This window comes from Arthrobacter sp. N199823, from assembly GCF_002929705.1.
Taxonomy (GTDB): Bacteria; Actinomycetota; Actinomycetes; order Actinomycetales; family Micrococcaceae; genus Specibacter.
The window spans coordinates 79,117-105,806 of the sequence record NZ_PJIN01000006.1 but is presented as its reverse complement, the minus strand read 5'-3'; the positions used below and the strand labels follow the sequence as shown (position 1 = coordinate 105,806).

Here is a 26,690-nt window from a genome sequence, read left to right as displayed (position 1 = left end):
GTACGTTGATTCGGTCAGGCCAGCTGCCCGGCCGCCAGTGGGTTCCATCCACGCGCACGTGGATCGGGAACCCTAGTATTCGACGACTGGGGTGACCACCACGTTGTTGCCAGTGATGGTCAGTTTGGCTGAGAAACTCACGTCCTTCGGGTCCTTGACGGGGGAGATGACGCCGGTGAAGAGGTTTTGTTCCTTGTATTCCACCTGTGCCTTGGCTTTCAGTGGTGCCAAGACCCATTGGCCACCAAACGGTGAGATGGTGATGGGCGGGTACTCCTGAATGGACCAGGTCACTGAGGAAACAACCCGGTTGTCTGTTGCTGCGGTCATGGGGCAGCCGGTGGGCATCAAGACTGCCTGCTTGGCGCAGGCATCCAGGTACTTCCTGATGGTGCCGTCAACCTGAGAAAGCAGTTCGCTGGTTGGTCCTGTCGCGAGACTGACATTTGCTACCGCCTCGGCGGATCCTGTCACGGTACGCGTTTCCGGTGGGGCGGCAAAGAGCGGTGAACGGTATTGAAGTTCGTAGCTGCCGGGGTAGAAGACGGCGAAGGAATTTCGGCCATCGGGCATGTTGGCGTCAGCGTCATTGATGCTGGCTTGGTTGGCATTGACCACAGAGGCATTAATGACTGGCAGAGTGCTTGGGACCATCGTCCAACTGTCAAAGAACAGCCAGTGCTTGGCACCGGGCTTAAGCAAGAAATCAGTGCTCAGCGCGGAATCGCCAACCGTGTAATTGACAGTGACTTTCTTCTGGTCATCAGGGGCGGAGACCGCCTCGGCGATGCTGACATCTTTCAACGCCTCTTGAGACTGTGCCAGCGCATCGCCATCCAGGGCTGCGGCATTAGCTCCGGGAACCTTGGCCTGCAAGATTCCAAGAGCCGTGGAGCCATCGCCTTCCCGCAACGCAGCCAAGTAGTTCGCCACGGTCTTTTCCGGACCAAAATCCTTGGTGTTGACAATGGTTATGGTCACGATGGAGGCGGCGATACCCAGTAGAAAAATCAGCAGCCACGCGGCGGCGATTTTGATGAGTTGCGTCCCGTTCTTCACGCCGTCAACTGTACCGGGTTCGGGTGCAGGGGTTTGAATCAGGGGTACTTGATCAACACTCATGCCATCTCCCTTCTAGGGCCCTTTGCGGCCCTTTGGCCGGCTATCGGCGGCGCTTTCGCGGTGCGGTACCGAAAATATCGCGCATCAAGTTCCGGCCCAGAGAGCTACCCATGGATCGGACCATGCTTTTCAGTCCGCCTCCCAAAGCCCCACCCAAGGCGCCGATGACATCGGAGGCCATGCCGCCGTCGTTAGTGGGAGCGGGGAGAGACACTGGTGGCGGCGGAGGAGGCAACGGCGTTCCCAGAGCCGGACCGGTGCTCGGTGTGGGCGCAGCCGGGGCAGCGGACGCCTCCAGCTTTTCGTAGGCGGACACGGGGTCCACGGCGGTCCCATAAGTCGGCAGCAGCGCGGAGGCGGCAATGACGGCCTTGACCGCGGCGTCGGAGCTAGGCCCCATCACGGAGCCCGGAGCGCGCAGGCGCGTCAAGGCAACCGGGGTGGGGGCACCATTTTCATTCATGACAGTGACAACGGCTTCGCCAATGCCTGCGCTGGTCAGGACCTCGGCCAGATCATAGTCATTGATGGGGAATGTGGTGACGGTGGCCTTGAGTGCCTTGGCATCCTCGGGGGTGAAGGCGCGCAAGGCGTGCTGGACGCGGTTGGCCAGCTGGGCGAGGACGTCGGCAGGGACATCCTTGGGGGTCTGGGTGACGAAGAAGATGCCGACACCCTTGGAACGGATGAGCCGCACGGTCTGTGTGATGGCGTTCAGGAAGGCCTTGCTGGCGCCGTTGAACAGCAGGTGGGCCTCGTCGAAGAAGAACACCAGTTTGGGCTTGTCAGCGTCGCCCACCTCGGGCAGCTCGCGGAACAAATCAGCCAGCAGCCACATGAGGAACGTTGAAAACAGCAGCGGCTTGTCCTGGATGCTGGGCAGTTCCAGACAGGTGATGACGCCGCGGCCGTCGGGTGCGGTGCGCAGCAGCTCGGCTGTATCGAACTCGGGCATACCAAAGAAATCACTCATGCCTTGAGCATCAAGGGTGATGAGATTACGCAGGATGACGCCGGCTGTGGCCTTGGAGAGCCCGCCCAGATCTTCGAGATCCGCCTTGCCCTCATCAGAGGTGAGGAATTGGATGACGGCGCGCAGGTCCTTCAGATCGAAAAGCTCCAGGCCCTTGGTATCCGCGTAGTGGAAGACCAATTGCAGGCTGGATTCCTGTGTCTCGTTCAGGTCCAGGATGCGGGCCAACAGAATGGGGCCAAAGGAGGTGATGGTGGCGCGCACGGGGACACCATTGCCGTTCCCGCCCAAGGCCAGGAACTCCACGGGGAACGCCTTGGACTCCCATTGCTGTCCAAGAGCCTGAGTGCGCGCGGTCAGCTTGTCGCTGCCCTCGGCTGCCGTGGCCAGGCCGGTCAGATCGCCCTTGATGTCCGCCATGAAGACTGGCACCCCGGCCGTGGAAAGCTGTTCGGCAATCATGTGCAACGTGACAGTCTTGCCCGTACCCGTGGCGCCAGCCACCAGCCCGTGCCGGTTCATCATGGCAAGCGGCAGGGAAACCTGCGCTTCCGGGTGAGTTTCGCCGTCGACCATGGCCGCACCCAGCGCGATCGAGGAACCGCTGAACGTGTAGCCTGCCTGAATTTTGGAGATCAACTCTGCCGAGGTTGTGGTAGCCATATCCACAGCGTACCGCGGCGCATAATAGGGACCCGGTAACTGCGCCAGATGACGGGCAGTGGCGTTGAGCGGCTTGGATCGGCTCAGCCGAGTAGGAACGCGACGGCAAACATGGCGGGGATGGCCAGCACGGTTGTCAGTAGTACGGTGTCCTTGGCCACCGCAACGCCCACCTGGTAGCGCTGAGCAGTCACGTAGACGTTTTGCGCCGCGGGCAGGGATGCGGCAACCACCACGGCGAACAGTGCGGCTCCGTCCATGCCCAAGGCAAAGTGCCCCAACAGGTAGGCAATGACCGGGTGCAAAATGAGTTTGAACCCGGTGGCCACCAGAATGTCGGGGCGCCGCCCGTCAGCCGGGTTCAGCGGCCTGCTGGTGCCTAGCGACATGCCAAAGGCGATCAAGATGGCCGGAATGGCTGCGCCGGCAATGAGGTGGAGAGGTTCAGCCACGAGGCTGGGCAACTGCCAGCCAGTTGAAGCCAGGACAAGACCTACGGCCGTTCCCAGGATCATGGGGTTGCTGATGATCTGGAGCAGGATCCGCCCGGGCGTGGCTCGCCGGCCGCTGGTGAGGCCGTCCAGCAGCATGAGGTAGACGGGGGTGTAGAACGCCAGTTGAAAGACCAGCACGGGTGCGATCAAGGCAGCGTCGCCTAGAACGTAGGCGGCGATGGGGATACCCAAATTCGCCGCGTTCGCTGTTGAGGATGACATGGCCGCCAAGAGTGACTCCGCCACGGACCGTTTGAGCCACAGCCGGGTGACCGTCATGAATATTGTGGCTGTAATGACGGCGCTGCTGGCAGCGACAAGGAGTGGTTGTGCAAAAACGGTGTGCAGATCCGCTCGGGCGAGGGTTTCCACCAAGAGGGCGGGGCTGGCTACAAAGAAGGACAGGCGGCTCAGAACCAGCTGCGCGTTCTCGCCCAGGAGCTTTCTCCGGCCAACAAACCAGCCCACCAAGATGACGATCCAGACAACGGAGAAGCCCTCGATAACGGCTAGCACGGGGATCCTTGGACGGTGGTGGTCATTGTCGGCACTCCATCAGCCTAAACAGAAGACACCGTATTCCGGCAATGGTGCCCGCCGCCATGACGTGGAAAGGCTGTCAGCTGCGCAAAAATACGTATAGGCGGCTGTGGTGAGGAAGTGCTCAACGATCCGCCACCAGTGCTGCTGTGATAGTTCGGCGTGTCCGCGGTTGAGGTCGAACCACTCGCCGGCAACCGCAGGTTCGGCGCTGCTGAGGACTAAGTGGACGGGGATGTGGGCCCATGGTGAGGGATATTTATAGTTCTCGTCCGGGGAGGGGACCACATTTCGGATGAATCCTACGCAACGTGTTGCCAGAGCGGTGTATCCGAATATTTCCCGTATGAGCTTCGCAGTGCCGTCTAGCGAGGATTCCTCGGCATGATCTGCCCGAAGGCATCGGGTGGGCAGATTTGCCCCTTTCGGCGATGGCACACAGAAGAACTCCAATGCGGAGCCAGAATTCCGTCGAACGATGAGCAGCCTGGTCACAATGACGGGTTCGCGCACCTGGCAGTCATGCCCCACCCACGTTTCCGCCGAGCTGCCCTGGGGCAGCCAAGGGGCTGGAGCTGTTGTCATTAGGCGGGCATCTGTCATGCGTCAATAGTAGGAGAGCGCAATGCCATTGATGCCCGGACGTTACGGGCAGTGGCTGAGTCCTAGCGGCTTTGGGCCAAGGCCGGGCGCAGCAGGCCCTCGGTGATGGCTTCTGCCGGGTCAGTGCCCAAGTGCACCATCTTGTTCTGCGCATCGACGTGAACCACTGTGGGCACAAAGCCCAGTGCTTCGGCGGTGGTCATCTGCGCGTAGGTCATGAGGATGACCAGGTCGCCAACATTAACGAGGTGGGCGGCTGCGCCATTGATGCCAATGACACCGGATCCGCGCTCGCCGGGGATGGTATAGGTTTCCAACCGGGCACCGTTGGTGATGTCCACAATGGAGACCAACTCGCCCGGCAGAATGTCGGCAGCGTCCAGCAGATCCGCGTCCACAGTCACGGAGCCAACGTAGTGCAAATCTGCGTGGGTGACGGTTGCGCGGTGAATCTTGGATTTGAATATTGTTCGAATCATAACGGGATAAGTCTACCGCCAGAGGGCAAGGGCTGGCTGTGAGTTCCCTTACGGTCTGCTGACCGGTGTGAGTTTGCGGCCCATGATGGCGCGGGTCAGGGCATCCACAACCTCGGTGTTAGCCAGGGGGTTGCGGATCAGGGTGAAGTCCACATCGCCCACTGGTGGCAGGTCATAACGCTTCGTAATGATCTTCAGGTCTTCTGGAACCAGCGACGTCGGCATCACGGCAATGCCGATCCCCGCCCGCAGCGCGGCCAGGACCCCGCTGATCTGCTTGGTGGTGCACGTGACGCGCCACGTGCGCCCGGCATTCTCCAGCGCTTCAAGAGCTAATTTCCGGCTCATGCTCGGTGCCGGATAGGCGATGACGGGAACGGGGGCGCCGGGCTCCAAGACAGTTTGTTCCAGACCCACCCACGCAAAGGTGTCCTGTTTAACCACTTCACCTTCCTGCGCGCCCGAAACCCACTTCACGAATACCAGATCCAAGGCGCCAGCCTTGAGGCGGCGGTGCAGTTGATCGCTTTGGCTGACTGTGAGTTCGAGGTTGATCTGAGGATATAGCTGCCGGAACTCACGCAGGATGCGCGGCAGACCCGTGATGGCCAAGTCATCGGCGGTCCCAAAACGCAGCCGACCGCGCATGGCGGCACCGGAAAAATAGCGGGTGGCGACATCATTGGCGGCCAGGATGGTGCGGGCGAAGCCTGTCATGGCATCCCCGTTGTCCGTCAGTCGAACCTCGCGGGTATCGCGGGTGACCAGGACCCGGCCTGCGGCTTGCTCTAGTTTGCGCACATGCTGGCTCACGGTTGGCTGACTGATGCCCAGCCGCTCCGCAGCGCGGGTGAAATTACGAGTTTCGGCCAACGCCAGGAAGCTCTTGAGCTGGACCGGATCAAACAGTGGGACATCCGACATGGCGGCACTCCTGTAGCTATTACGAAGCTCAATAGTATTTATAGGCACCATACCCTTTCATTATAAATTGGTGCTGCCTAGGGTTGAAAAGGTACACCCCGCTCACCTTCTACTCTCAGGACCCCCGCGTTGACGCCCCCAACAGCAGAACCGAATGCTGCCCTGACCGCCCCCATCAATCTAGTGACCACACGCCCTCCGTGGAGTCAGACCTTTTCCTCGCTGAAAATCCGCAATTACCGCATCTTTGCCTCCGCCAACCTCGTGGCAGTCATTGCCGTCTGGATGCAGCGAGTAGCGCAGGACTGGATGGTTCTTGAGCTCTCAGGTTCGGTGACAGCCGTGGGAATCACCGTATTCATGCAGTTCATCCCCTCCTTGCTCCTGATGCCACTGGGCGGAATCTTGGCGGACAGGTACTCCAAGCGGCTGATTCTCATGATCAGCCAAGGAGCTGCGGCCGTGTTGGCAACAATATTGGCTGTGCTGGCGTTGACCGATAATTTGGTGGTCTGGCACATTTACGTCATTGCCTTTGTCCTGGGTCTGGTGGTGGTGGCCGATCAGCCCGCACGCCAAGTGTTTGTCAATGAACTGGTGGGGCCGCGGCAGTTACGCAACGCCATCAGCCTAAACTCCTCGATTTTCCAGATGGGCGGCATGATTGGTCCGGCCGTCAGTGGCGTGCTCATCATGGCTGTGGGCGGTGGCTGGGCCTTTGCAGTGAACGCGCTGGCCTGCACGCTCACCGTGGGATCCCTGATGCTGATCCGCAAGAGCGAACTGGTGCAGATGCCTCCTGTGAAGCGCGCCAAGGGGCAGCTAATGGAAGGTGTTCGTTACGCCATGGGCAAGCCCACCATCTTCTGGCCAGCTGTCATGGCTGCCGTCTTCGCCGTGTTTGGTTTGAGCCTTGCGGTGTTGCTGGCCGCCTATGCCAACAACGTGTTCGACGCCGGTGCCGGCGGCTACGGTTTGCTCAATACTCTTGTTGCTCTCGGTGCTTTGTGCGGGGCCATTGCCTCCACCCGCCTTGCCACCTTGCGATTGCGCGGCGTCATGGCGGCGGCGGGTACTTACGGGATCGTGCTGATGATTGCTTCAGCTGCACCGAACATGGTCACCTTTGGTGCCGTCATGGTGGTGGCTGGGTTTGCTTCCCTGCTGTTCTTGACGAGCGCGAATCAGCTGGTCCAGATGTCAACGAATGTTTCCATTCGCGGGCGCGTCATGAGCCTGTACATCATGGTGTTGATTGGTGGCCAAGCCCTGGGCGGTCCGCTGATGGGCTGGCTGGCAGAAAATTGGGGCGTCCACGGGGCCACCCTTGTTGCTGGCGGTATGCCCGCCATGGCCGCAGTGGTGATCGGCCTGATCTTGGCCAAGCGCGGACAACTGGCGCTGCGCGTTAATCTGCGCAGCGCCCGTAACCCGGTGTTGATTGTGGCGAAAGCCGGCTGAGCGAGACGCTTGGCGACCGTCAGCCGGTCCGCCCTGCCTCACTCGGCCCTGCTGACTAACCCCCGGGATTAACCTTCGGCCAGCGGCAGGTGCGGGTAGTTTTCCTGACGGCGCTGGAACTCGAGGATCGCTGGGTTGACGATCACGCCGTCGGAAATTTCAATGGCGCGGGAGATGGTGTCAACGTCAGCCCAGGCGTCCCGCCCGGCCAACACGGGTTCGATGAACGGCATCAAGCCCTCGCTGATTTCCCACGTGGCCGAGTTCCACAGATAGCTGGGGCTGTGGTCCACCGCGTAATAGTTGATGTGGTTGCCCACAGTGAACATTGGATCAGTGAATGTTGTGTTGCGGGCCCAACTAAAGCCCATGCCCTCGTCACAGGAGACATCCACGATCAAGCTGCCGGGCCGGAACGCTTCAAGGTCCTCTTCCCGCAGATAGGTCATGGGTGCGTTGGGGTCCTGCAAGGTGCAGTTCACTACGATGTCGGCCTCGGCCAGGAAGGTGCTCAGCGGCATGTCGCCGTCCTCGAGCATGACAAAACCAATGTGCGGCGCATCGGGTGCAAAATCGAATTGAACCATTTCGGCCGAGTGAATGGGGGACGCTACGGCTGCCACATTGCGGCTGGTGAGGACCTGCACATCGTGGATGCCCAACGCATTCAGAGCCGTCACAGCGCCGCGAGCCGTGGCACCAAACCCAATGACCACGGCACTGAGCCGACGGCCATAATCACCCGTTGAACCTGTCAATCCGAGTGAATGCATCACGGAGGAGTAGCCGGCGAGCTCATTGTTCTTGTGGAAAACGTGAAGGCCGAATCCGCCGTCGGGGGCCCAGTGGTTCATGGCTTCAAAGGCTATGAGTGTCAGCTTCTTGTCAATGGCCAGCTGGGTGATAGCCCTGTCTTGGACGCAATGCGGCCAGCCCCAGAGGATCTGTCCATCCTTGAGGTCTGCAAGATCTGAGGCCTGCGGTTTGGGCAGGAGGACCACGTCGGAGTTCGCAATGACCTGCTCGCGGGGAGCGACGGCGCCCACCATGGTGGCGAGTACTTGGTCAGTGACGCCAAAACGCAGGCCGTAGCCTTCCTCAACCGTCATGCGGGCGCAGAGATCCGCTTCCATCCGGGAAAAATGCTCCGGGTGGATGGGTGCGCGCCGTTCATCAGGCTTGCGGGATTTCCCTAAAACTCCCAAGCGCAGCCCGGCTGCGGGGGTGTTCATTTCTTTTTCACAGGGGTTGGTTTATCAGCAGTGGCTGATGCGGAGTCGCCGGCTCGTTTGTCGGCGCGTTTTTCCTTGATTGACTTGCTGGACTTCTTCGACGCGGTTTGCCGTGGTGATTTGTCGCCCATGTCAGCTCCCTAAAGGAGGGGCAAAATAGCCCCGTAGCCCGACCCTACACGTAGGGCGGCGTTAACCAACTGTTGCCTCGGGACGCGAATCCAGAGGCAACAGTTGGTGCTACACAGAGCGGGCGACGGGAATCGAACCCGCGTATCGAGCTTGGGAAGCTAGCGCTCTACCATTGAGCTACGCCCGCATTGAATTACTGCGGCGAACCACAGCTTTTGTTCCGGTATTGATTCTAGCCCGATCACGGCAGTGATTTTGACCAGCGACACGGTGCGTCCCGTCCGGCACACGTGAGCGGTGGATGCCAGACGGCACAACCGGCCAGATGCCGGGTGCCTAGCAGGGAATGTCATCCAGCTAGCTGATGATGGATGCCTTGACTGCTACAAACTCGGCGTCGGTGAGGGCTCCGGATGCGTGCAGAGCGGCGAGGCGCTCCAACTTGCTGAGCAAATCATCTGCCGGTGCGGCGGCCGGGGCCTGAGCTACAGCAGGTACGGGGAGCATCTGGGCCTGCTGTGCGGCTGCCTGCTGGCCGGCGGCCTTGTTGTTGACAGCATTGCTGGCAGCGGTTGCGGTGCCTGCAATGACAGCTGTGCGGGCTGCGGTTCCCAGAAGGGAGGGGCGTCGATTACGTCGGCCGAATGCCATGGTTTTCTCCTTGAATGAGTAGCGCTCCGGGCAGCCAAACTGCCGGTATTCCCATCATACGGTGACCCCGGCGGCGACGGGCCTGACAGCGTCACACTAGCGACGACGTCGTGCCTTATGTGGGTGCGATTTGGGTTCGGCGACTTATCGGCGACCCCGCGTCAAGCTAAAAAACTGGTTCGGGCTTCTTGCCTTGGAAAAGCCGCACCACAGGCTCTACATAGCGAGCTGCGACCGGGCCGCTGATGGCCATGATCAGCACGTACGTTGTGGCCAGGGCTGCCAGTTCCGCGGGGACCGCTCCGGAGGCCACTGCCAAGCCAGCGATGACGATGGAAAACTCGCCGCGAGCAATCAAGGCGGCACCGGCTCGAGCGCGGCCCGGCACACCAATACCCTGCTGCCTGGCCGCCCACCAGCCGGTCACCAACTTAGTAATACTGGTGACCAAGGCCAGCAACAGCGCCACGCCGAGCACGGGCGGGATCTCGCGGGGATCGGTGTTGAGGCCGAAGAGCACGAAGAACATGGCCGCAAACAAGTCACGCAAGGGCTCCAGGACGCGGGTGGCGTTCTCGGCGGTACCACCTGAAATGGCGATGCCCAGCAGGAATGCTCCCACCGCCGCCGAGACCTGCAGGGCCGATGCCATGCCCGCCACCAGGAGCGCTGCACCGAGCAATTTCAGCAGGAATGATTCCCTGTCCGGGCTGTCCAAAACGTTGGACACCATGTGCCCGTACCGCAGCGCTCCCAGCAAGACAAGGGTGATCACGGCCAGGGAAATGCCCACTGCTGTGAGTCCGCCAAGGAAGGAGACCCCGGCCAATACTGCTGTCAAAATGGGCAAATAAGCGGCCATGGCCAGGTCTTCAATAACCAAAATTGCCAGGACCACTGGGGTTTCACGGTTTCCGAGCCGGCCAAGGTCGCCGAGGACCTTGGCGATGATGCCAGAGGATGAGCTGTAGGTAACGCCAGCCATGACGAGCGCACCGACGGGTCCCCAACCCAGAATGAGGGCCACGGCAACGCCCGGCAGCATGTTCAGCACAAGGTCCACCAGCCCTGCCATCCAGGACTGCCTCAGGCCCGTCACCAGCTCCTTTGCGGTATATTCCAAACCGAGCATAAGTAGCAGGAGGATGACGCCAATCTCGCTGGCAATGTGCGCAAATCCGTCTATGCCGCCCAGGTTCACCAAGCCGCCGTCACCAAAAGCCAAGCCGCCCAGGAGATAGAGCGGCACGGGGGACAGGCCAATCCGGCCCGCTAGACGACCCAGGAAACCGAGCCCGAAAAAGACTATGCCGAGCTGGATGAGGGAGAGGGTCGTCTCTTGCATGGGCGGGGCTTAGGGCCGAGACTGCAAAATCAGGGCAGCCTCCGCCAGTCCTTCATCGGTTCCGACGATAACCACTAGGTCGCCAACATGCAGCACCTCATCAGGACGTGGGGAGCCAACAACATCGCCGTCGCGCAGCAACGCCACAATGGAGGCTCCGGTGCGGGTGCGCATCTGTGTGTCGCCCAAGGTGCGCCCTGCAAAGGAGGAGCCCTTGCGGATCATGATTTGGTGCGTGCTGATGCCGGACACATTTTCCTGCTCGGCACTGAGCTGGGCAATCAGCTGCGCCGATCCCAGCAGCTGTCCCAGTCCGGCGGCCTCATCGGCGGTCAGCGGAATGGACGCCGCACACGCATCGGGATCGTCAACGCGGGACAGGATCAACTCTGTGTGGCCGTCACGGTGGGTCACAACGCCCACACGCCGTCCGGTGGCAAGCCGCAATTCCCTGCGCACACCAATGCCGGGAAGAGGGGTCTCTTCAATATTCATGATTCTCACCTTAGCTGCGCGGATGACTCTGCGCGCCTGTATATAACGCCGAAAAGGGTAAAAATAGTCCCGCAGCAGGAAATTGAGCCCAAGCCGGGGCCGAATCGGACGCATTCTTCGCCTCAGCTGCTCTCACATGCGCTATTTTTAGATGGTGCTGATCTCTGACCGCGATATACGTGCCGAAATTGCCGCCAAGCGCATTGTCTTGGACCCCTACACCCCTGACATGGTGCAGCCATCGAGTGTTGATGTGCGCATTGACAGGTACTTCCGGCTTTTTGATAACCACCGCTACGCCCACATTGATCCCGCGGAAGAGCAGCCCGATCTGACCCGCATGGTGGAAGTGGAGCCCGATGAGGCGTTCATTCTGCATCCGGGCGAGTTTGCTCTGGCCTCCACCTATGAAACTGTCACCCTGCCGGACGATGTGGCGGCGCGTCTGGAAGGCAAGTCCTCCTTGGGACGCCTGGGCCTGCTCACACACTCCACCGCCGGCTTCATTGACCCTGGATTCTCCGGGCACATCACCTTGGAACTTTCCAATGTGGCCACGCTGCCCATTAAGTTGTGGCCCGGCATGAAAATTGGCCAGCTCTGCTTCTTCCAGCTGTCCTCCCCGGCTGAGAATCCTTACGGCACCGGCACTCATCAAAACCGCTACCAGGGCCAGCGCGGCCCGACGGCGTCTAAGTCGTTCCAGAATTTCCACCGCACCAAGATTGAGCTTGGCTAAGTAGCTCAACGTCCAGCTGGCTAAGACCTGACAGACGCACGACGGCGGCCGGTACCTTCCCCACAGAAGGTAACGGCCGCCGTCGTACTTTCTCTTATGCGCTGAACTCGAGGTGAGTTTGGCGCCTGTGACGCACGGGCGTCGTCGTACTTTCTCTTATGCGCTGAACTCGAGGTGAGTTTGGCGCCTGTGACGCACGGGCGCACAAGCCAGGGCGAGTTCGGCGCATAAAAGAACTGAGCGGAGGTTATGCGCTGAATTCGCGAGGAGTTTGGCGCATAGGGTCAGCGTTCGTGCGGGGGAGCCTTGACCGGCAGCAAAAGCAGCAGGCCAGCCAGCAAAACCACCAGAATGCCGATGATTCCCCAACGCTGCGCCCCGAAGATCAAGATGGAATAGCCGAACAGTTGCGGGGCCAGGAATGAGACAGCGCGGCCCGTGGTGGCGTAAAGGCCAAACATTTCGCCCTCCTGCCCGTCCGGCGCCAAACGCCCCATGAACGTTCTGGCCGAGGATTGTGCCGGCCCCACAAAGAGGCACAGGATCAGGCCGAACACCCAGAACGCATTCTTGCCGTCGAGGAACAGCAGCGCACCGCCGGAAATCAGCAGGCCCACCAGGGAGGTGACGATGACGGCCTTGGGGCCAAATTTGTCGTCGAAGAAGCCAGCTGACAGGGCTCCGACGGCGGCCACCACGTTTCCGGCGATGGCGAAGATCAGCACGTCACCGGGCTTGAAGCCAAAGGAGCCCACGGCCAGTACGGCCCCGAAGGTGAAGATGGCGGCGAGACCGTCGCGGAAGATGGCGCTGGAGATCAGGAAATACACGGTGTGCCGGTCTGTGCGCCACAAATGCATGACAGTTCGGTAAAGCTCCTTGTAGGACTGGAAGAATCCCACTTTGGGCATATTCGGGTCGGGCTTCGATTCGGGAATAGCCAGCATCACCGGGATGGAGAAAATTAGAATCCACAGTGCCGAGAAGACGGCTACGGCCCGGTAGGTCATGCCATCGGCGCTGGTGATGCCAAAGATGCCGACATCCGGCTTGATCAAGGCAAAGTACACAATCAGCAGCGCGACGATTCCGCCCAGGTATCCGGCGGCCCAGCCGAAACCGCTGATGCGCCCGATGGTCTTTTTAGTGGAAATCTGCAACAGCATGGCGTTGTAGTTCACGCCGGCAATTTCAAAGAATACGTGGCCGGCGGCGATCAGCATGCAGCCAAAGAGGAGGAACGATTCCTGCGGCTGCACGAAGAAGCACGCACCCGTCAGCACCACCACAATGAGGGTGTTGATGCCCAGCCACAGCCTGCGGCGTCCGCTGTGGTCAGTGCGCTGGCCCGCAACAGGTGCAAAAAGCGCAATGGCAAAACCCGAAACTGACATGGCAAAGGCCAGCGTTGCTGTGGCCTTATCTGCGCCACCAAAATCGTCACCTGTCAGGTAAAGGGCCGTGAAAATGAAGGTGGTCATGACGGCATTGAAGGCTGCGCCACCCCAATCCCACAGCGCCCATGCGGTGATTTGCCAGGTGGTCCCGGTTGATTTGCTCGTGGACGCAGGCAGAGCAGCGGCTGCGGGAGGGTACTCAGTCATAGGGCACATGCTATCCGTCACTAGGCGGTGGCGCGGCAGGGGCGCGGAACATTAAGCCCCAACCTGCCCCTTAATGCATGGTTGGATCTTGTGCAAGTAGCATCGTCACCGGTGCAATGCGGGCCAGGAACTGGACTCGGTTAGGTAGGATGAAAGGGTCGGGAACCGACGTAAACCCCCGTGATTCGCTCATTTCCAGCCCGAAACATGTGGAGCCCTTAGTGCTTTTTGTCCTGTGTGCACACTTCATTGTTGCCATTTTTGCGCCCATTTTATTCTCCAAATGGGGCCGCTCGGCCTTTTATATTCTGGCCGCGGTTCCCGGAATCAGCTTTGTTTGGCTCGTGGCGCAATACAGCAATGTGTTTTCTGACACACTTCCCAGTCCGGCCCTGGACATCTCCTGGGTCCCTGTCATGGGCCTGGATCTATCCTTCAAAATGGACCAGTTGTCCTGGATGATGTCCCTGCTGGTTCTGGGAGTTGGCGCACTGGTGCTGGCCTATTGCGCCAGATACTTCAAGACTAACGACGCCGGACTGGGCGGCTTTGGTTCCCAGCTGCTCGCTTTCGCTGGCGTCATGTTTGGCTTGGTTACAGCCGACAATCTCATTCTTTTGTTTGTTTTTTGGGAACTGACAACCGTCCTTTCCTACCTGCTCATTGGCTACGCCCGCACCCGTATCGCGGCTAGGCGAGCAGCCCTGCAGGCCCTCATCGTGACCACTTTCGGCGGCTTGGCCATGCTGGTGGGCCTGATCATGGTGGGCGAGAGCGCCGGAACTTACAGCATTTCCGAGGTGCTGGCGAAGGCGCCCGAGCTAATGTCCGCCGTCGGAAGCCCCAAGATGGTGCTGGACATTGGGATTGCCTTGCTGCTGGTTGGCGCGGTCACAAAATCCGCGCTGTTGCCGTTCCACTTCTGGTTGCCGGGTGCCATGGCGGCGCCCACACCGGTGAGCGCCTACTTGCATGCAGCGGCCATGGTGAAGGCCGGAATCTACCTCATTGCCCGCTTGGCGCCGGGGTTCTCGCAGACCGAATACTGGCAAGTCATCATCGTGGTGCTTGGACTAGGCACCATGATTCTGGGTGGTTGGCGCGCCCTGCGACAGTACGACCTGAAACTAATTTTGGCTTACGGCACAGTTAGCCAGCTCGGCTTCATCGCCCTGGTGGTAGGGCTGGGCGGGCAGGAATCCGCCCTGGCGGGCATGGCCATGGTCCTGGCTCACGGATTGTTCAAGGCCGCGTTGTTCCTGGTGGTGGGCATCATTGACCACCAGAGCGGTACCCGTGATATCCGTGAGTTGTCCGGCGTGTTCAAATCCGCCCCGAAGCTGGGCATGGTGGCCCTGATTGGTGCCGCGTCCATGGCAGGGGTCCCGCCGCTTGCCGGATTTGTTGCCAAGGAAGGCATCTTCCAAGCATTCATCGCTTCTGCGATGCACGGACCTGCGGGGCCGGGAGTCGGCTGGACTGTTCTCGTAGGAATGGTCCTTGGTTCTATTCTGACCTTCGCCTACAGTGCGCGGTTCATGTGGGGCGGCTTTGCTACGAAGCCCAAGGGCATGGCGACCGTGTTCAAACCGGTTGGTTGGACGTTCCTTGCTGCCCCGGCATTTCTGAGCCTGTTGACGTTGGCCTACGGGATCTTCCCGCAGATCGTGGAAGGCTGGATCAAGCCCTACAGCGAACAATTCCCGGCATATGACCCGCACGGCATGCATCTGCTGCTCTGGCACGGCTTCACACCAGCACTGGGACTTAGCGCCATTGTGATTGCCGCTGGCATCACCTTGTTCATGCTGCGCCGCAAGATGGAGGCCTTCCAGGCGATGACGCCGTCGCCGATGGACTTTGAACGAATCTACAGGCAAGTCATTGTGCTTTTGGATACCGTCGCCATTTGGGTCACAGGCCGTACCCAGCGTGGTTCGCTCTTCTTCTACTTAGCTGTCATTTTGTCCACTGCCATCGCCTCCGTGTTGGCTGTGCTGTTCTTGACGGAACAGGATTGGAACCACGACGTTTACTTTGTGGATCCCACTTCTCCGTTCCAGATCGTTGCCGGCGCCGTCATTGTAATTGGCGCCGTCGCGGCAGCCAATGCCAGCAAGCGGTTCATGGCAGTACTGATGGTCTCGGTCACCGGGTATGGAATAGCGCTGATCTTTGCCCTGCAAGGGGCTCCTGACCTTGCCTTGACCCAGATGCTCGTGGAAACCATCATTCTCGTGGCCTTTGTGCTGGCCATGCGGTCACTGCCAGCGCGGCTCATGGAGCGCAAGCAGGCAGGCAGCCACCGCCTGGCCCGCATGATTTTGGGTGTTGCCTTCGGCGCAGTCATGGTGGTTGTAGCCATCATTGCAATGGGTGCACGCATTCACGATCCCGTCAGCTTGGCCATGCCACTCATGGCCTATGAAGGCGGCGGCGGGCTCAATGTGGTGAACGTGACGCTTGTGGATATCCGCGCCTGGGACACGTTCGGTGAAATTTCCGTACTGGCCATTGCCGCCACAGGTGTGGCCAGCTTGATCTTTGTCAGGGGGCGCGGTCAAAGGCTCCCACGGGCCATGACGGTGGAAAGCGGAAGTATTGGCAAGCTAAAAACGGTGCCCGGCTTCGGTCCCACCATTGAAATTGCCAAGAAATTCACTGCCTCACCCAGTAACCCATGGCTGGTGGCCGGGCGCACGCTGGCACCCGAACGGCGCTCCATCATCATTGAGGTTGTCACCCGATTGGTGTTCCACAGCATCATCGTGGTGTCCATCTACCTGCTGCTTGCCGGGCACAATGGGACCGGCGGCGGCTTTGCCGGGGGGTTGGTGGCCGGGCTCGCCCTGACCATCCGCTACCTTGCTGGTGGTCGTTTCGAGCTGGCAGAGGCAACGCGCATTTCAGCTGGAACGCTGTTAGGTGTTGGCTTGGCCTTGGCCGCCCTGACCGGAGTAGGACCGCTGTTCTTCGGTGGCGAGATTTTCCAGAGTGCCATCATCGCCTTTGATGCGCCCATCTTTGGTCACGTGAAATTTGTGACGTCTACCCTCTTCGACATTGGCGTTTATCTTGTGGTGGTGGGTCTGGTTGTTGATGTGCTGCGCAGTCTAGGGTCGGAGATTGACCAACATGAAGAAGGCGGCATGGCAGGTATAGAAATGATTGAGGACGACGAGCCGTTGGAGGTTGCTCGATGAGCGTCAATCTCACGCTGCTCCTGGTCATGGGCGTTCTCTATGCCGTCGGAATCTACTTGTTGCTAGAACGCAGCCTGACGCGGGTTCTGCTCGGCCTGATGTTGCTGGCCAACGCAACGAACCTACTCTTGCTGACCACCGGTGGATACGCCGGATTGGCTCCGATCTTCAACAAAGATATTCCATCAACGGAATATAATGATCCCTTGCCCCAGGCTTTCATCCTGACCTCCATTGTCATTTCCTTCGCCGTGACGGCTTTCATGCTCAGCCTGATCTACAGGTCTTGGCTCCTGAGCCACGCGGACCAAATCCAGGTGGATAGGGAGGATATTCGCGTTGCCAAGCAGGACCTGTACGACGACGAGGAAGACTCAGAGATTGCCGTTGAAGTCTCAGATTTCCATGAGAACACCCATCCTGTGGCTAAGCGAGAGACCATTCCAGGTATTGGCTACAAGAAGATAGCCCAGGTGCCGATCGCCGGCCCAGTCATACAGGTGGACCCCGAATCCCCCGTGCCGCACGACGATCACGATCAGCCCAACAAGACCGACAAGCCCGGAAAGGAGTAGGACATGAACATTGCCAGCTTTGCTCCACTCGCCGTTGTCCTGCCCTTCCTGGGTGCTGCCGTAGCTTTTGTACTGATCAAAAGGCCCAAGGCTCAGCGCCGAGTCAGCCTAGGCACCATCACGGTTACCCTCGGACTTGAAGTCTGGCTGCTGGCCAGCGTCTGGACCACTGGCCCTATCGCCGTCCATTTGGGCGGCTGGGCCCCGCCTTTTGGCATCGTCATGGTCGTGGATCAGTTCTCATCGCTGCTTCTGGTGATTTCTTCGGCAGTTTGCCTTGCAGTCCTCGCCTACGCCACGGGGCAGGGAGCTGCCGACAGCGAAGAAGGTGGCCCCGTATCCGTCTTCCACCCCACGTTTCTGATTCTGGTAGCAGGAGTGTCCAACGCCTTCTTGGCCGGTGACCTGTTCAACCTCTACGTTGGCTTTGAGATCCTGCTGACGGCTAGCTACGTTCTGATGACACTCGGTGGTACCGGGTCCAGAATCCGGGCAGGCATCACCTACGTGGTGGTCAGCGTCGTCTCCTCGCTGCTGTTCCTCATTGCCATCGCCATGATTTATGGCGCAACCGGGACTGTCACGCTGGCAGACCTTGCCATAAAACTCGGTGAGCTGGATCCTGGCACGCAGGGACTTTTGCACGTTCTGCTGCTCGTGGCCTTTGGTATCAAGGCGGCAGTCTTCCCCTTGTCCTTCTGGCTCCCTGACTCCTACCCCACAGCGCCAGCCCCGGTCACAGCGGTGTTTGCCGGATTGCTGACCAAAGTCGGCGTTTACGCCATCATCCGCACAGAGACGCTGCTGTTTCCCTCGGGTCAGTTCAACTCCGTGCTGCTGGTGGTCGCCTTACTGACAATGATTGTGGGGATACTTGGCGCTGTCGCCCAGACTGACATCAAGCGAATGCTGTCCTTCACTTTGGTGAGCCACATCGGGTACATGATCTTCGGCGTCGCGCTTTCATCGGTGCTGGGACTGGCAGCCACCATTTTCTACGTCATCCACCACATCACCATCCAAACCTCACTGTTCATGGTGACGGGTCTGATCGAACGGCGCGGCGGAACATCCTCAATCACACGTTTGGGCGGGCTGGCCAAGCTGTCGCCGATTCTTGCGGTGCTGTATTTCATCCCCGCCATGAACTTGGCCGGCATCCCTCCATTCTCCGGATTCTTGGGAAAGTTGGGGCTCCTGCAGGCTGGTGTGGCCGATGGGTCGCCGCTGGCGTACGCGTTGGTGGTTGGCGGCGTTGTTGCCAGCCTGCTCACACTGCTGGTCATGGCCCGCGTTTGGAACCGTGTGTTCTGGCGCAGTACGGCCGACGCCGAGGATCCTGACCCCGTGCTGTTGGCTACGGCTCCGGATGCCTCAGGTGCACAGAGCATGCGCGCGCTGCGCACGAGCAAGCACGTGGATGCCACCGAGGGGCGGTTCTCCGGCGATAACGAGGTCCCCATTCTGCCCAAGATGATGGTGTACTCCACCATGGGTTTGGTTCTTCTCGGTGTTGCCATGACGGTCTTTGCCGGGCCACTCTTTGAACTGAGCCAAGAGGCTGCCGCCGGCATGCTGGAACGTACGCCGTACATTGAAGCCGTACTCGGCAGTGGGGCCGGTGCACCGTGAGTGAATCCACCGTGGACGAGTCCAGCAAGGATGCGTCAAGGCACGATCGGCGCAAACTCAACGTGCTGCAAAAGCTGCCACTGCTTATTTGGTTAGTTGTTGTCTGGGGGGCCTTATGGCAGGACTTCAGCCTAGGTAACTTGGTCTTCGGGGCATTGATTGCACTTGCGGTTTCTCACGCTTTCTACCTGCCTCCCATTGAACTCAGCGGCCGCTTCAACGTGCCGCGTGCAGTTGTTTTCTTGGGGTGGTTCCTCAAGCAGGTCACCGTTGCTAGCTTCCATGTGTTGCGTTGGGCCATTGTGAAGGGTCCCAAAATTCGCAATGCAGTGATTGCCGTGCCCTTGCGCAGTCCGTCGGATTTGCTCATGACTGCCGTGGGCCATGTGCTCTCGCTGATTCCAGGTTCACTGGTGGTTGAGGTGGACAGGGGAGCGGCCACCCTGTATGTCCACGCCATGAATGCCCCAACGCCGGAATCCGTCGAGGAAGTTCGCCGCGGCATCCAGGACATTGAGGCCCGGTTGATCCGGATTATGGGTACCAGGGCGGAACTGTCTGCGCTGAATCGAGAACGGGCAGGTGCACCCATGGTGGCCCACATCGACACGGTACGGGCTCACATTGGACCGTTCAATAGTGCTGCCGGTGTAGAAAAAGCTGAGAGAGAACAGGGGGGCCAGTGAGCGCCATGGGTGTTGTTGTCATTATTGTTGCCGTGGTGCTCGCGCTGGCCGCTGCCGGAACCATCTACAGGATTGCCGCCGGGCCCTCGCTGCTGGACCGGGTGATTGCGGCCGATGTGCTGCTGGCCATCTTTGGTGCCTCGCTGGCCACGGAAATGGCCGTGAACAAACACACCGATAATTTGGCGCTCCTGGTGGTGCTGACGGTGATTGGATTCATTGGATCAGTAACAGTAGCCCGATTCGTGGCACATAAGAGGGACGACGGATGAACACGCTCATTGATGTGCTGACAGCTATCTGCCTTCTGGTGGGCGCCCTGATGAGCCTCGCTGCAGCCATAGGTCTGCTGCGGTTTCCGGACCTCATGAGCCGCATGCATGCCGCCACCAAGCCACAGGTTCTGGGTCTGCTGCTGATGTTGGCGGCCATTGGACTGCAAATGCGGGCATGGTCGCTGCTACCCATCCTCATTGTCGCCTGGCTGTTCCAGCTTTTGACCGTGCCGGTTTCGGCCCACATGGTGGGTAGGGCTGGTTACCGCACCAAGCATCGCCGCCCGGAAATGCTGAGTGTCGATGAGCTCGATCAAGTGGTTGCCGCCGTGGCCGAGGACGAGCCCAACCACTGAGGGCAGGCCGGCTGAGGGCCGCTAAGGGAACCCCTGCTGGAGTGCCCCGCGGCACGAGCCTGTCTGCCGGGGGGCCAAGCGCATTGCTGCCGCAGGGAACGCACAAGGCGCCATCCGCCGTCGTGCGTGATGAACCCTCGAGGGTTAAACGCGACGGTGAATGACGCCTTGGTGAGGGTGGAGTGCGCCCTTAGATCTCTTCCGGGTGCTTGTTGAAACGCGCAATGGCCTTCTGGGTGGTGCGCCCGGCAAGGGTCTGAATGATGGCCGCAACCACCGAGGAAACCAGCGCAAAGGTCAGCGCCGAACGCAGGCTATTTTCCAGATCTGCGCCATCCTTGGGCGGCTTGTTGCCGGTGCTCTTCTCCCAGATGGTGTCCACGAGCTTGCTGGCAGCAAAACCGGCTCCCAAGCTGACGCCGGTTCCGAGTAATTTGAAGACGATGTTCATATATGACTCCTGCGTATTTGACGGGTCTGTGGCCAAGAAATCCTTACGGCCAGCCTAGCCCTTTCGTCGCGGCAACCCCAGCTGCCCACTCGGTTCCCCGCGGTGTTGTGTAGTTCTCGCGCCACTTTGACGTTTTCGACACAGTTCAAACTAGGGCGAAATCGTCAAACAGCAGAGGTGGCGGCAGGGGAAGCGTTACAGGGTGCATTGGCTCCCGGCAGCGGCCGGGGGTAAACTAGAGCCGCAATTCAAACACGACAGGGGAGCGTCGTCCCATCCTGGGAATAGACGCTGAGAGTGCGGTTCACCGCAGACCCTCGAACCTGCTCCGGTTAGTACCGGCGAAGGGAGTCGAGTTCTCTTCGGCTGCGCGGAAATACCGCCGCGGCCGCCCCTCCTGAAAAGGAGGAAACATGAGCAAGTCATTCGCGGGCGAAAACGCCCCGCAACAAAGTACGCAATCTGCACAGGCTGCACAGGCGCGCAAGAGCACGTGGCGCGTGGTGGACATCGTTGTGGTGTCCGTCTTGGGTGTTGCCTTGGGTGTCATCTTCTGGCTATGGTCCGCCGGATACGGCCTGACCAGCGCCATTACCGTTGCCTTCCCGCCCTTGGGTGCGCTGTACGGTGGCGGCTGGTTGATCGCCGGCGTCTTGGGTGGACTCGTTATCCGCAAACCCGGTGCCGCACTGTACTGCGAACTCATCGCCGCCATGGTGGAAGGACTGTTGGGCACGCACTTCGGCTTTACGGTGCTGCTGTCTGGCCTGGTCCAAGGCCTAGGTGCAGAATTGGGCTTCGCACTCTTCCGCTACCGCAAGTTCAACCTCACAGTGGCTTTGATTTCCGGGGCTTTGGCGGGATTGGCCTTGGGCATCAATGACAGCCTTGTCTGGAACGTCGAGTGGGCTATGCAGTGGAAGCTCGTCTACGTAGTCCTGGCCATGATCTCCGGCGCCGTCATTGCCGGCTTGGTTTCCTGGTTGGCCGTCCGTGGCCTGGCCAGAACCGGCGCCCTGGCAAATCTGCCCTCCCGTGGAGCTGCCACCGAACGCGCGGTGTAGCCCGGTGACTATTCAGCGAAGCCGGGGAAGTACCCCGGCGCGGATCAGTGCGAAGGGCTGGGGCTGGCAGCATTCAGGCCGGCACACTCGCGCCGTTCATGATCTGGATTTGGAGATCGAACCGGGAGAGCGGGTTCTACTACTGGGCCCGTCCGGTGCAGGCAAGTCCACCTTGCTGCATGCCTTGGCGGGCGTGTTGGGCGACGACGAGGATGCCAACGAATCGGGCCAGCTGCTCATCGACGGCCGTCCCGTGGCGGAATCCCGCGGCCGTTCTGGACTCATGCAGCAGGACCCGGACTCTCAGGTAGTGCTCTCGCGCATTGGTGACGACGTGGCTTTTGGCGCGGAAAACCTCTCCGTGCCGCGGGAGGAAATCTGGCGCCGCGTGATTGCTGCGCTGGAGTCGGTGGGCCTGGACCTGCCACTCGATCACCCGAGTTCCTCCCTCTCAGGAGGCCAGAAACAGCGCCTTGGCCTCGCCGGAATGCTGGCCATGCGTCCGGGGCTGTTGCTTCTGGATGAGCCCACCGCCAATTTGGATCCGGCAGGTGTTGTTGAGGTGCGCGATGCCGTGCGCCGCAGCCTGGATGAATCGGGGGCCACCCTGGTGGTTGTGGAGCACCGGGTATCTGTTTGGCTGGATGTGGTGGATCGGATCGTGGTCCTGGCCCCGGCCCGGCTGGGTGAGCCCGGCGGCGTCCTCTTTGACGGCCCGCCGGCGCAAGTTATGGCGCAGAGCCGCGAGCTGTTGGCGGCGGCCGGGATCTGGGTGCCGGGCTACGTCCCGCACGTCCGGCCCCGGACGCTCCTGCCGCACGCCATGATCAACCCGGACGACGCCGGAGCGCACCTGTTGCTGGAAGCGGCGTCCCTTGCTGTCTCCCGCACCAAGGGACGCAAGCGCCACCCGGTGGTGCCGGCCGCCGTCGTGCCTTCTGTGCTGGTAAAGGCGGGTCAGGCGTTGAGCGTGACTGGCCCCAATGGTGCCGGAAAATCAACGCTTGCACTGACGCTAGGTGGACTGCTGGCACCTGTTGCCGGGCGCCTCACAGCGTTGCCTGAGCTGGCTCGCGGGGCCGGGCCTGCGCCGTTGAAATGGCGTGGGCGTGATCTGATCAGCAGGATCGGTACAGTTTTTCAGGAACCTGAGCACCAATTTGTGGCCCATAGTGTCCGGGAAGAGCTGCTGTTTGCACCGAGGATTTTGGGGCATGGAGGCGATTCTGTCGATGAGCTGCTGACTCGGCTCCGGCTGGAGCATTTGGCTGATGCGAACCCGTTCACGCTTTCGGGTGGCGAGAAACGCCGGTTGTCAGTGGCCACGGTGTTGGCGGCGAGCCCGCAGGTGTTGATTTTGGATGAGCCCACCTTTGGTCAGGATGCCAATACGTGGGCGGAGCTGGCGTCCATGTTAACCGAGCTATTGGATGCCGGAACGGCCGTTGTATCGGTAACGCACGACGCCGCCTTCACAGCTGTTCTTGGCGGAAGCCGGCTGGTTCTGGGCGACTCCGTGGAAGGTGCCGGGCCGCTTGCGGCGCAGCCGCAAGAGCTTGCGCAGCCGCAGCCAGCACAGAAGGCGGTGCAGCGATGAGTGTTGACATCATTGCCACACCGCGGTCCACCGCTTGGCTGGCGGACGCCAATCCGCTGGCCAAACTGGGGGCTGGCATGGTCCTGACCATCGTGTTGTTGATCAGCGTGGACTGGGTCTCGGCAACAGTGGCGCTGGTGCTTGAATGCGCGCTGCTGCCGCTGGCCGGTTTGAGTGCCGGGTTGCTCCTGAAACGGGGCTGGCCCATTCTGCTGGCCGCCATTGTGGGTGGATATAGCACCGCTCTGTTGGCGCCAAAGACCGGCGAGATTTTACTGTCACTGGGGCCTGTGGTGTTCACTACCGGATCGATGGAATCCGGTGTTGCCATAGCGTTGCGTGGTTTGGCTATTGCCCTGCCCGGAGTCATTGTGCTGGCCTCCACCGATCCCACTGATCTGGCCGACGCGCTGGCACAGAAGCTGCGGCTACCGCACCGATTTGTCCTCGGCGCGCTGGCGGCCATGCGGCTCGTGGGTTTGCTCGTGACCGAATGGCAAACCCTGGGTATGGCTCGCCGTGCGCGGGGCGTGGGCGGCGGAAAGGGCTTTTTCCGCGGCATTAAGGCCCAGCTGGGCCAAGCCATGGCGCTGTTGGTGCAAGCCGTGCGGCGTGCCACACGGCTTGCCACCACCATGGAAGCCAAGGGCTTCGGCGCGGGCCCACGCACCTGGGCTCGTGAGTCCACCTATTCACGGCGCGATCTGTGGGTGGCGAGTGGAGGTTTAGTGATGGCAGCGGTGTCGGTGACTGCCGCCGTCGTGCTTGGCACGTGGAATCCGGTGTTCGGCTAAAATCCCGCAATTTCTTGGATCGGGCTCCTACTGAATCGGGTTTTCCTGGCTCCGGGGGTCGTTATTACCATTCGCTGCTGGCAGGCCGGAGGCGAATGGTAATAACGACCCCCGGAGCCATAAATATCTCCTCGGGCGCCGAGCCTGGAATTGTGACACACCTCATGCTTGACACGAGTTAGGTACGTCTGTCATGATTCCTAACACGCGTTAGGTAGTTGCAAGGAGGCAACATGAGTGATGTATCAAGACGGGCTATGCTGGGTTTGCTGGGCATCGGTTCCGTGGGTGCTGTCGGGGCGAGTTGGCCAAGGCTGACGGGAGCGGACATCCCTGGCCGGGGATCGGATTCGCTCAACGTTGCCATCCTTGGCAATGCGCAGGATGCGGAGAGCCGGGCCAATCTGGTCAAGGCATTTTCTGCCGCACATCCCAACATCAAGGTGCGGATTCAGGCGATCCAGGGTGCGGACTGGGGCGATTTTTTCGCCAAGATTCTGACCATGGTGGCCGCCGGAACATCGCCGGATGTGGTGCTGGTGGCTACGGAAGGCGCACAGCTCTTTGCCGAACGCCTGGCTGAACCGCTGGATACGTTCGTGAAGCGGGATCAGTCGGAGGTGCAGGACTACTTCGACGATGTGCATCCTTCGCTGGTTGAGGCGTTCATGTACCAGGGCAGCCTGTTCCAGCTCCCGCTCGATTTCAACAGCGCCAACATGTATATGAACACGGGCGCCTTTGAAAAGGCCGGGCTGAGCCGACCCGGTGACAACTGGACCCACGATGACTTCTACAATTCGCTCACCGCCATGAAAAAAACTGGCGGCAAACAATTTGTTCCGTATTACTGGACCAACCGGCTCTTCGGTGGTGTGGTGCCGTGGCTGTATGTCAACGACACGAGTTTCCTGAAGGAAACTCGCAGCACGGGAGGCAACTGGTTTTGGGACAAGTTCTATGCCAACGATCCCACCCGCGGCATGCGTTCTGGCGGCTACCAGTGGCTAGAACCCAACGCCGAAGATCCACGGGTTGCCGAGAGCTTTGAGTTCCTGCGCACACTCGTGGCTGAAGGACTGGGCACCAGCCCGGCACAAGGCGGCGGCAATGAGCTGGTAGCCCAGTTCGCTTCTGGCCTCATTGGCACCACACCGGCTGGCGGCTATTGGGTGCAGGGTCTCCACGAGGCAGGCATGGCAGAAGATGCTTTTGACGTGCAGTTCTTCCCGAAGTGGCGCACGCAGCGGCACCAATTTGGCGCCGCTGGGTACGCCATCATGAAGACCTCCACCCGCAAGGATGAGGCGTGGGAGTGGATCAAGTTCTGTGCTTCCAAGGAAGCCATGGAGCTGGCCATACCCAATCCCAACACCACCCCCACCCGCCGCTCCATGGTCAACGAGGCTCTGTATTCAGGCAAGGGTCCGGCCCACTGGCAGGTCTTCTACGACACGCTCGACAAGTTCCCCAGTTCCGGACCCATTCCGGCACCGCCGCAGCAGGCCGCGGTGGAAAGTGCCCTGATCAAAAATGTTCTTGGTGCCGTCACAGGCTCCGCAGCCAATGTTCGGCCTGCCCTGTCCACGCTGCAGCGTGACCTCGAGCTGGCTCTGAGGAGGGTCTGATGTCCACAACCACCAAAAGTTCTCAGATACCCACAACGCCCGCCGGCTCGCGTGGTTCCCGCCGCAAGGACTTGGCACAACAGCGTTCCGGCAAGGAAAAGGGTGCCAAAGGATTGGCGGCACTTTTCCTGGCCCCCACCATCATCGGCATTGCCATCTTCACCTTGATCCCGATTGTGGCGTCACTGACGCTGGCGTTTTTCCGCTGGGACATCATCAGTGCCCCGGAATTTGTAGGTGTTGATAACTTTGTTGCCATCGGCGCCGACCCCACCGTCAGGACGGCGTTTCTGAACACCATGGGCTTTGTGGTGGTGGCCGTCAGCCTGCAGTTGACTGTCTCCATTGGCCTGGCAGTGCTGATCCAGTCGAAGATGCCCAACTGGTTGCGAACCTTCTTCCGCTCGGCATTCTTCTTCCCCCTGGTTCTTTCAGCCTCAAGCGTTTCCATCATCATGAGTTATTTGTTCAACCAGAACTTTGGTCTTGTCAACAAGGTCATTGGCATGATTGGTATTCCGGCAGTGCCATGGCTGACCTCGCAGGTCGGTGCCATGATCGTGATCATTCTGGTTTATGTGTGGCAGAACTTCGGTTTCACGTTCCTGCTCATCATTGGCGGCTTGAGTTCCATCCCCACAGAGATGTACGAGGCATCCTCCATTGACGGGGCTACGGGGTGGAAACAATTCAAAAACATCACGCTACCGCTGCTGAGCCCCACCCTGTTGGTGGCCAGTGTCATGGCGATCATTTCCGCCCTGCAGATCTTTGACCAGCCGTACGTCATCACCCGTGGCGGGCCCGGCGATTCAACCCGCACCGCCGTCATGGTCATCTATGAGACAGCTTTCAAGCAGCTGGACTTCGGCCGCGCCTTTGCCATCGGCATTGTGCTGACGCTGCTCATCATGCTGGTGACGGCCATCCAATTCCGCCTCTCACGACGCTTCGTGCACTACAACTAGGAGC

26 protein-coding genes, 1 tRNA gene and 1 riboswitch are annotated in these 26,690 nt (G+C 60.2%); of the genes, 13 read left to right on the top strand and 14 right to left on the bottom strand.

All coding sequences use genetic code 11. The features are described from left to right. Window positions 1-72 precede the first annotated feature (72 nt). The 6 genes from CXQ93_RS14085 to CXQ93_RS14065 form a co-directional block, all read right to left on the bottom strand. Window positions 73-1,122, bottom strand: a complete 1,050-nt coding sequence (locus CXQ93_RS14085; protein WP_104111067.1) for a hypothetical protein — start codon at window positions 1,120-1,122, stop codon at window positions 73-75. Between the two features lie 40 nt (window positions 1,123-1,162). Further along, a complete protein-coding gene (locus CXQ93_RS14080; protein WP_104111066.1) occupies window positions 1,163-2,758 on the bottom strand; it encodes a helicase HerA-like domain-containing protein in 1,596 nt (531 codons plus the stop codon). 83 nt (window positions 2,759-2,841) lie between these two features. Beyond that, window positions 2,842-3,768, bottom strand: coding sequence for an AEC family transporter (locus tag CXQ93_RS14075; protein WP_104111065.1), 927 nt, complete (start codon window positions 3,766-3,768; stop codon window positions 2,842-2,844). A 39-nt stretch (window positions 3,769-3,807) separates the two neighbouring features. Further along, complete coding sequence (locus CXQ93_RS20405; RefSeq protein WP_146073225.1) at window positions 3,808-4,395, bottom strand: hypothetical protein; 588 nt, start codon at window positions 4,393-4,395, stop codon at window positions 3,808-3,810. A gap of 62 nt (window positions 4,396-4,457) precedes the next feature. Then, window positions 4,458-4,874 (bottom strand): aspartate 1-decarboxylase, encoded by a 417-nt coding sequence (gene panD / locus CXQ93_RS14070; protein ID WP_104111064.1) that lies wholly within the window; start codon window positions 4,872-4,874, stop codon window positions 4,458-4,460. 48 nt (window positions 4,875-4,922) lie between these two features. Further along, window positions 4,923-5,783: a LysR family transcriptional regulator gene (locus CXQ93_RS14065; RefSeq protein WP_104111152.1), complete on the bottom strand. Its 861-nt coding sequence runs from the start codon at window positions 5,781-5,783 to the stop codon at window positions 4,923-4,925. Between the two features lie 144 nt (window positions 5,784-5,927). Here CXQ93_RS14065 and CXQ93_RS14060 point away from each other — a divergent pair, with 144 nt between their 5' ends. Beyond that, entirely contained in the window at window positions 5,928-7,259 is a 1,332-nt protein-coding gene (locus CXQ93_RS14060) for an MFS transporter (protein ID WP_104111063.1), read from the top strand. A 68-nt stretch (window positions 7,260-7,327) separates the two neighbouring features. Here the strand turns inward: CXQ93_RS14060 and CXQ93_RS14055 are convergent, their stop codons facing one another. From CXQ93_RS14055 to CXQ93_RS14035, 6 genes are all read right to left on the bottom strand, one after another. Continuing rightward, entirely contained in the window at window positions 7,328-8,491 is a 1,164-nt protein-coding gene (locus CXQ93_RS14055) for a N(5)-(carboxyethyl)ornithine synthase (RefSeq protein ID WP_104111062.1), read from the bottom strand. After that, window positions 8,488-8,622 carry a hypothetical protein gene (locus CXQ93_RS21120; protein WP_256939774.1) on the bottom strand — a complete coding sequence of 45 codons (135 nt, stop codon included), beginning with the start codon at window positions 8,620-8,622 and terminating at the stop codon, window positions 8,488-8,490. The genes CXQ93_RS14055 and CXQ93_RS21120 overlap by 4 nt, the downstream gene beginning before the upstream one ends. 117 nt (window positions 8,623-8,739) lie before the next feature. Continuing rightward, a tRNA-Gly gene (locus CXQ93_RS14050) sits at window positions 8,740-8,810 on the bottom strand. A 170-nt stretch (window positions 8,811-8,980) separates the two neighbouring features. Next, window positions 8,981-9,274, bottom strand: a complete 294-nt coding sequence (locus CXQ93_RS14045) for an SHOCT domain-containing protein (RefSeq protein ID WP_104111061.1) — start codon at window positions 9,272-9,274, stop codon at window positions 8,981-8,983. Window positions 9,275-9,440: 166 nt separating this feature from the next. After that, a complete protein-coding gene (locus CXQ93_RS14040) occupies window positions 9,441-10,619 on the bottom strand; it encodes a cation:proton antiporter (protein ID WP_104111060.1) in 1,179 nt (392 codons plus the stop codon). Window positions 10,620-10,628: 9 nt separating this feature from the next. Beyond that, window positions 10,629-11,114, bottom strand: coding sequence for a cation:proton antiporter regulatory subunit (locus CXQ93_RS14035; protein WP_104111059.1), 486 nt, complete (start codon window positions 11,112-11,114; stop codon window positions 10,629-10,631). A 154-nt stretch (window positions 11,115-11,268) separates the two neighbouring features. Here CXQ93_RS14035 and dcd point away from each other — a divergent pair, with 154 nt between their 5' ends. Next, the gene (gene dcd, locus CXQ93_RS14030) at window positions 11,269-11,853 is read left to right on the top strand and encodes a dCTP deaminase (protein WP_104111151.1); all 585 of its coding nucleotides are present in this window, start codon (window positions 11,269-11,271) and stop codon (window positions 11,851-11,853) included. 284 nt (window positions 11,854-12,137) lie between these two features. Here the strand turns inward: dcd and CXQ93_RS14025 are convergent, their stop codons facing one another. Next, window positions 12,138-13,457 (bottom strand): MFS transporter, encoded by a 1,320-nt coding sequence (locus tag CXQ93_RS14025; RefSeq protein WP_104111058.1) that lies wholly within the window; start codon window positions 13,455-13,457, stop codon window positions 12,138-12,140. Window positions 13,458-13,678: 221 nt separating this feature from the next. Here CXQ93_RS14025 and CXQ93_RS14020 point away from each other — a divergent pair, with 221 nt between their 5' ends. Genes CXQ93_RS14020 through mnhG form a run of 6 tightly spaced genes read left to right on the top strand, consistent with a single transcriptional unit; the run spans window position 13,679 to window position 20,184 of the window. After that, window positions 13,679-16,660, top strand: a complete 2,982-nt coding sequence (locus tag CXQ93_RS14020; RefSeq protein WP_104111150.1) for a Na+/H+ antiporter subunit A — start codon at window positions 13,679-13,681, stop codon at window positions 16,658-16,660. Next, a complete protein-coding gene (locus CXQ93_RS14015) occupies window positions 16,657-17,235 on the top strand; it encodes a Na(+)/H(+) antiporter subunit C (protein ID WP_104111057.1) in 579 nt (192 codons plus the stop codon). Before CXQ93_RS14020 ends, CXQ93_RS14015 begins: the two co-directional genes overlap by 4 nt. A gap of 3 nt (window positions 17,236-17,238) precedes the next feature. Further along, a complete protein-coding gene (locus tag CXQ93_RS14010) occupies window positions 17,239-18,867 on the top strand; it encodes a Na+/H+ antiporter subunit D (protein WP_104111056.1) in 1,629 nt (542 codons plus the stop codon). 11 nt (window positions 18,868-18,878) lie between these two features. Next, window positions 18,879-19,553 carry a Na+/H+ antiporter subunit E gene (locus CXQ93_RS14005; RefSeq protein WP_104111149.1) on the top strand — a complete coding sequence of 225 codons (675 nt, stop codon included), beginning with the start codon at window positions 18,879-18,881 and terminating at the stop codon, window positions 19,551-19,553. A 5-nt stretch (window positions 19,554-19,558) separates the two neighbouring features. After that, entirely contained in the window at window positions 19,559-19,825 is a 267-nt protein-coding gene (locus CXQ93_RS14000) for a monovalent cation/H+ antiporter complex subunit F (protein ID WP_062285910.1), read from the top strand. After that, on the top strand, window positions 19,822-20,184 hold the full coding sequence (gene mnhG / locus CXQ93_RS13995) for a monovalent cation/H(+) antiporter subunit G (protein ID WP_104111055.1): 363 nt from the start codon (window positions 19,822-19,824) through the stop codon (window positions 20,182-20,184). The genes CXQ93_RS14000 and mnhG overlap by 4 nt, the downstream gene beginning before the upstream one ends. Before the next feature lie 190 nt (window positions 20,185-20,374). On the opposite strand, the gene CXQ93_RS13990 is transcribed toward mnhG, so the two are convergent. Then, window positions 20,375-20,635: a DUF4235 domain-containing protein gene (locus tag CXQ93_RS13990; protein WP_062285906.1), complete on the bottom strand. Its 261-nt coding sequence runs from the start codon at window positions 20,633-20,635 to the stop codon at window positions 20,375-20,377. Window positions 20,636-20,884: 249 nt separating this feature from the next. Further along, window positions 20,885-21,002, top strand: a riboswitch (TPP riboswitch). 46 nt (window positions 21,003-21,048) lie between these two features. On the opposite strand from CXQ93_RS13990, the gene CXQ93_RS13985 reads away from it, so the two are divergent. The 5 genes from CXQ93_RS13985 (at window position 21,049) to CXQ93_RS13965 (ending at window position 26,686) form a co-directional block, all read left to right on the top strand. Continuing rightward, a complete protein-coding gene (locus tag CXQ93_RS13985; protein ID WP_104111054.1) occupies window positions 21,049-21,699 on the top strand; it encodes an ECF transporter S component in 651 nt (216 codons plus the stop codon). A 4-nt stretch (window positions 21,700-21,703) separates the two neighbouring features. Next, a complete protein-coding gene (locus CXQ93_RS13980) occupies window positions 21,704-23,296 on the top strand; it encodes an ABC transporter ATP-binding protein (protein ID WP_374953411.1) in 1,593 nt (530 codons plus the stop codon). Next, window positions 23,293-24,090, top strand: coding sequence for an energy-coupling factor transporter transmembrane protein EcfT (locus CXQ93_RS13975; RefSeq protein WP_104111053.1), 798 nt, complete (start codon window positions 23,293-23,295; stop codon window positions 24,088-24,090). The genes CXQ93_RS13980 and CXQ93_RS13975 overlap by 4 nt, the downstream gene beginning before the upstream one ends. A 233-nt stretch (window positions 24,091-24,323) precedes the next feature. Beyond that, complete coding sequence (locus tag CXQ93_RS13970; RefSeq protein ID WP_104111052.1) at window positions 24,324-25,718, top strand: extracellular solute-binding protein; 1,395 nt, start codon at window positions 24,324-24,326, stop codon at window positions 25,716-25,718. Next, on the top strand, window positions 25,718-26,686 hold the full coding sequence (locus CXQ93_RS13965; RefSeq protein ID WP_104111051.1) for a carbohydrate ABC transporter permease: 969 nt from the start codon (window positions 25,718-25,720) through the stop codon (window positions 26,684-26,686). The genes CXQ93_RS13970 and CXQ93_RS13965 overlap by 1 nt, the downstream gene beginning before the upstream one ends. Window positions 26,687-26,690 lie beyond the last annotated feature (4 nt).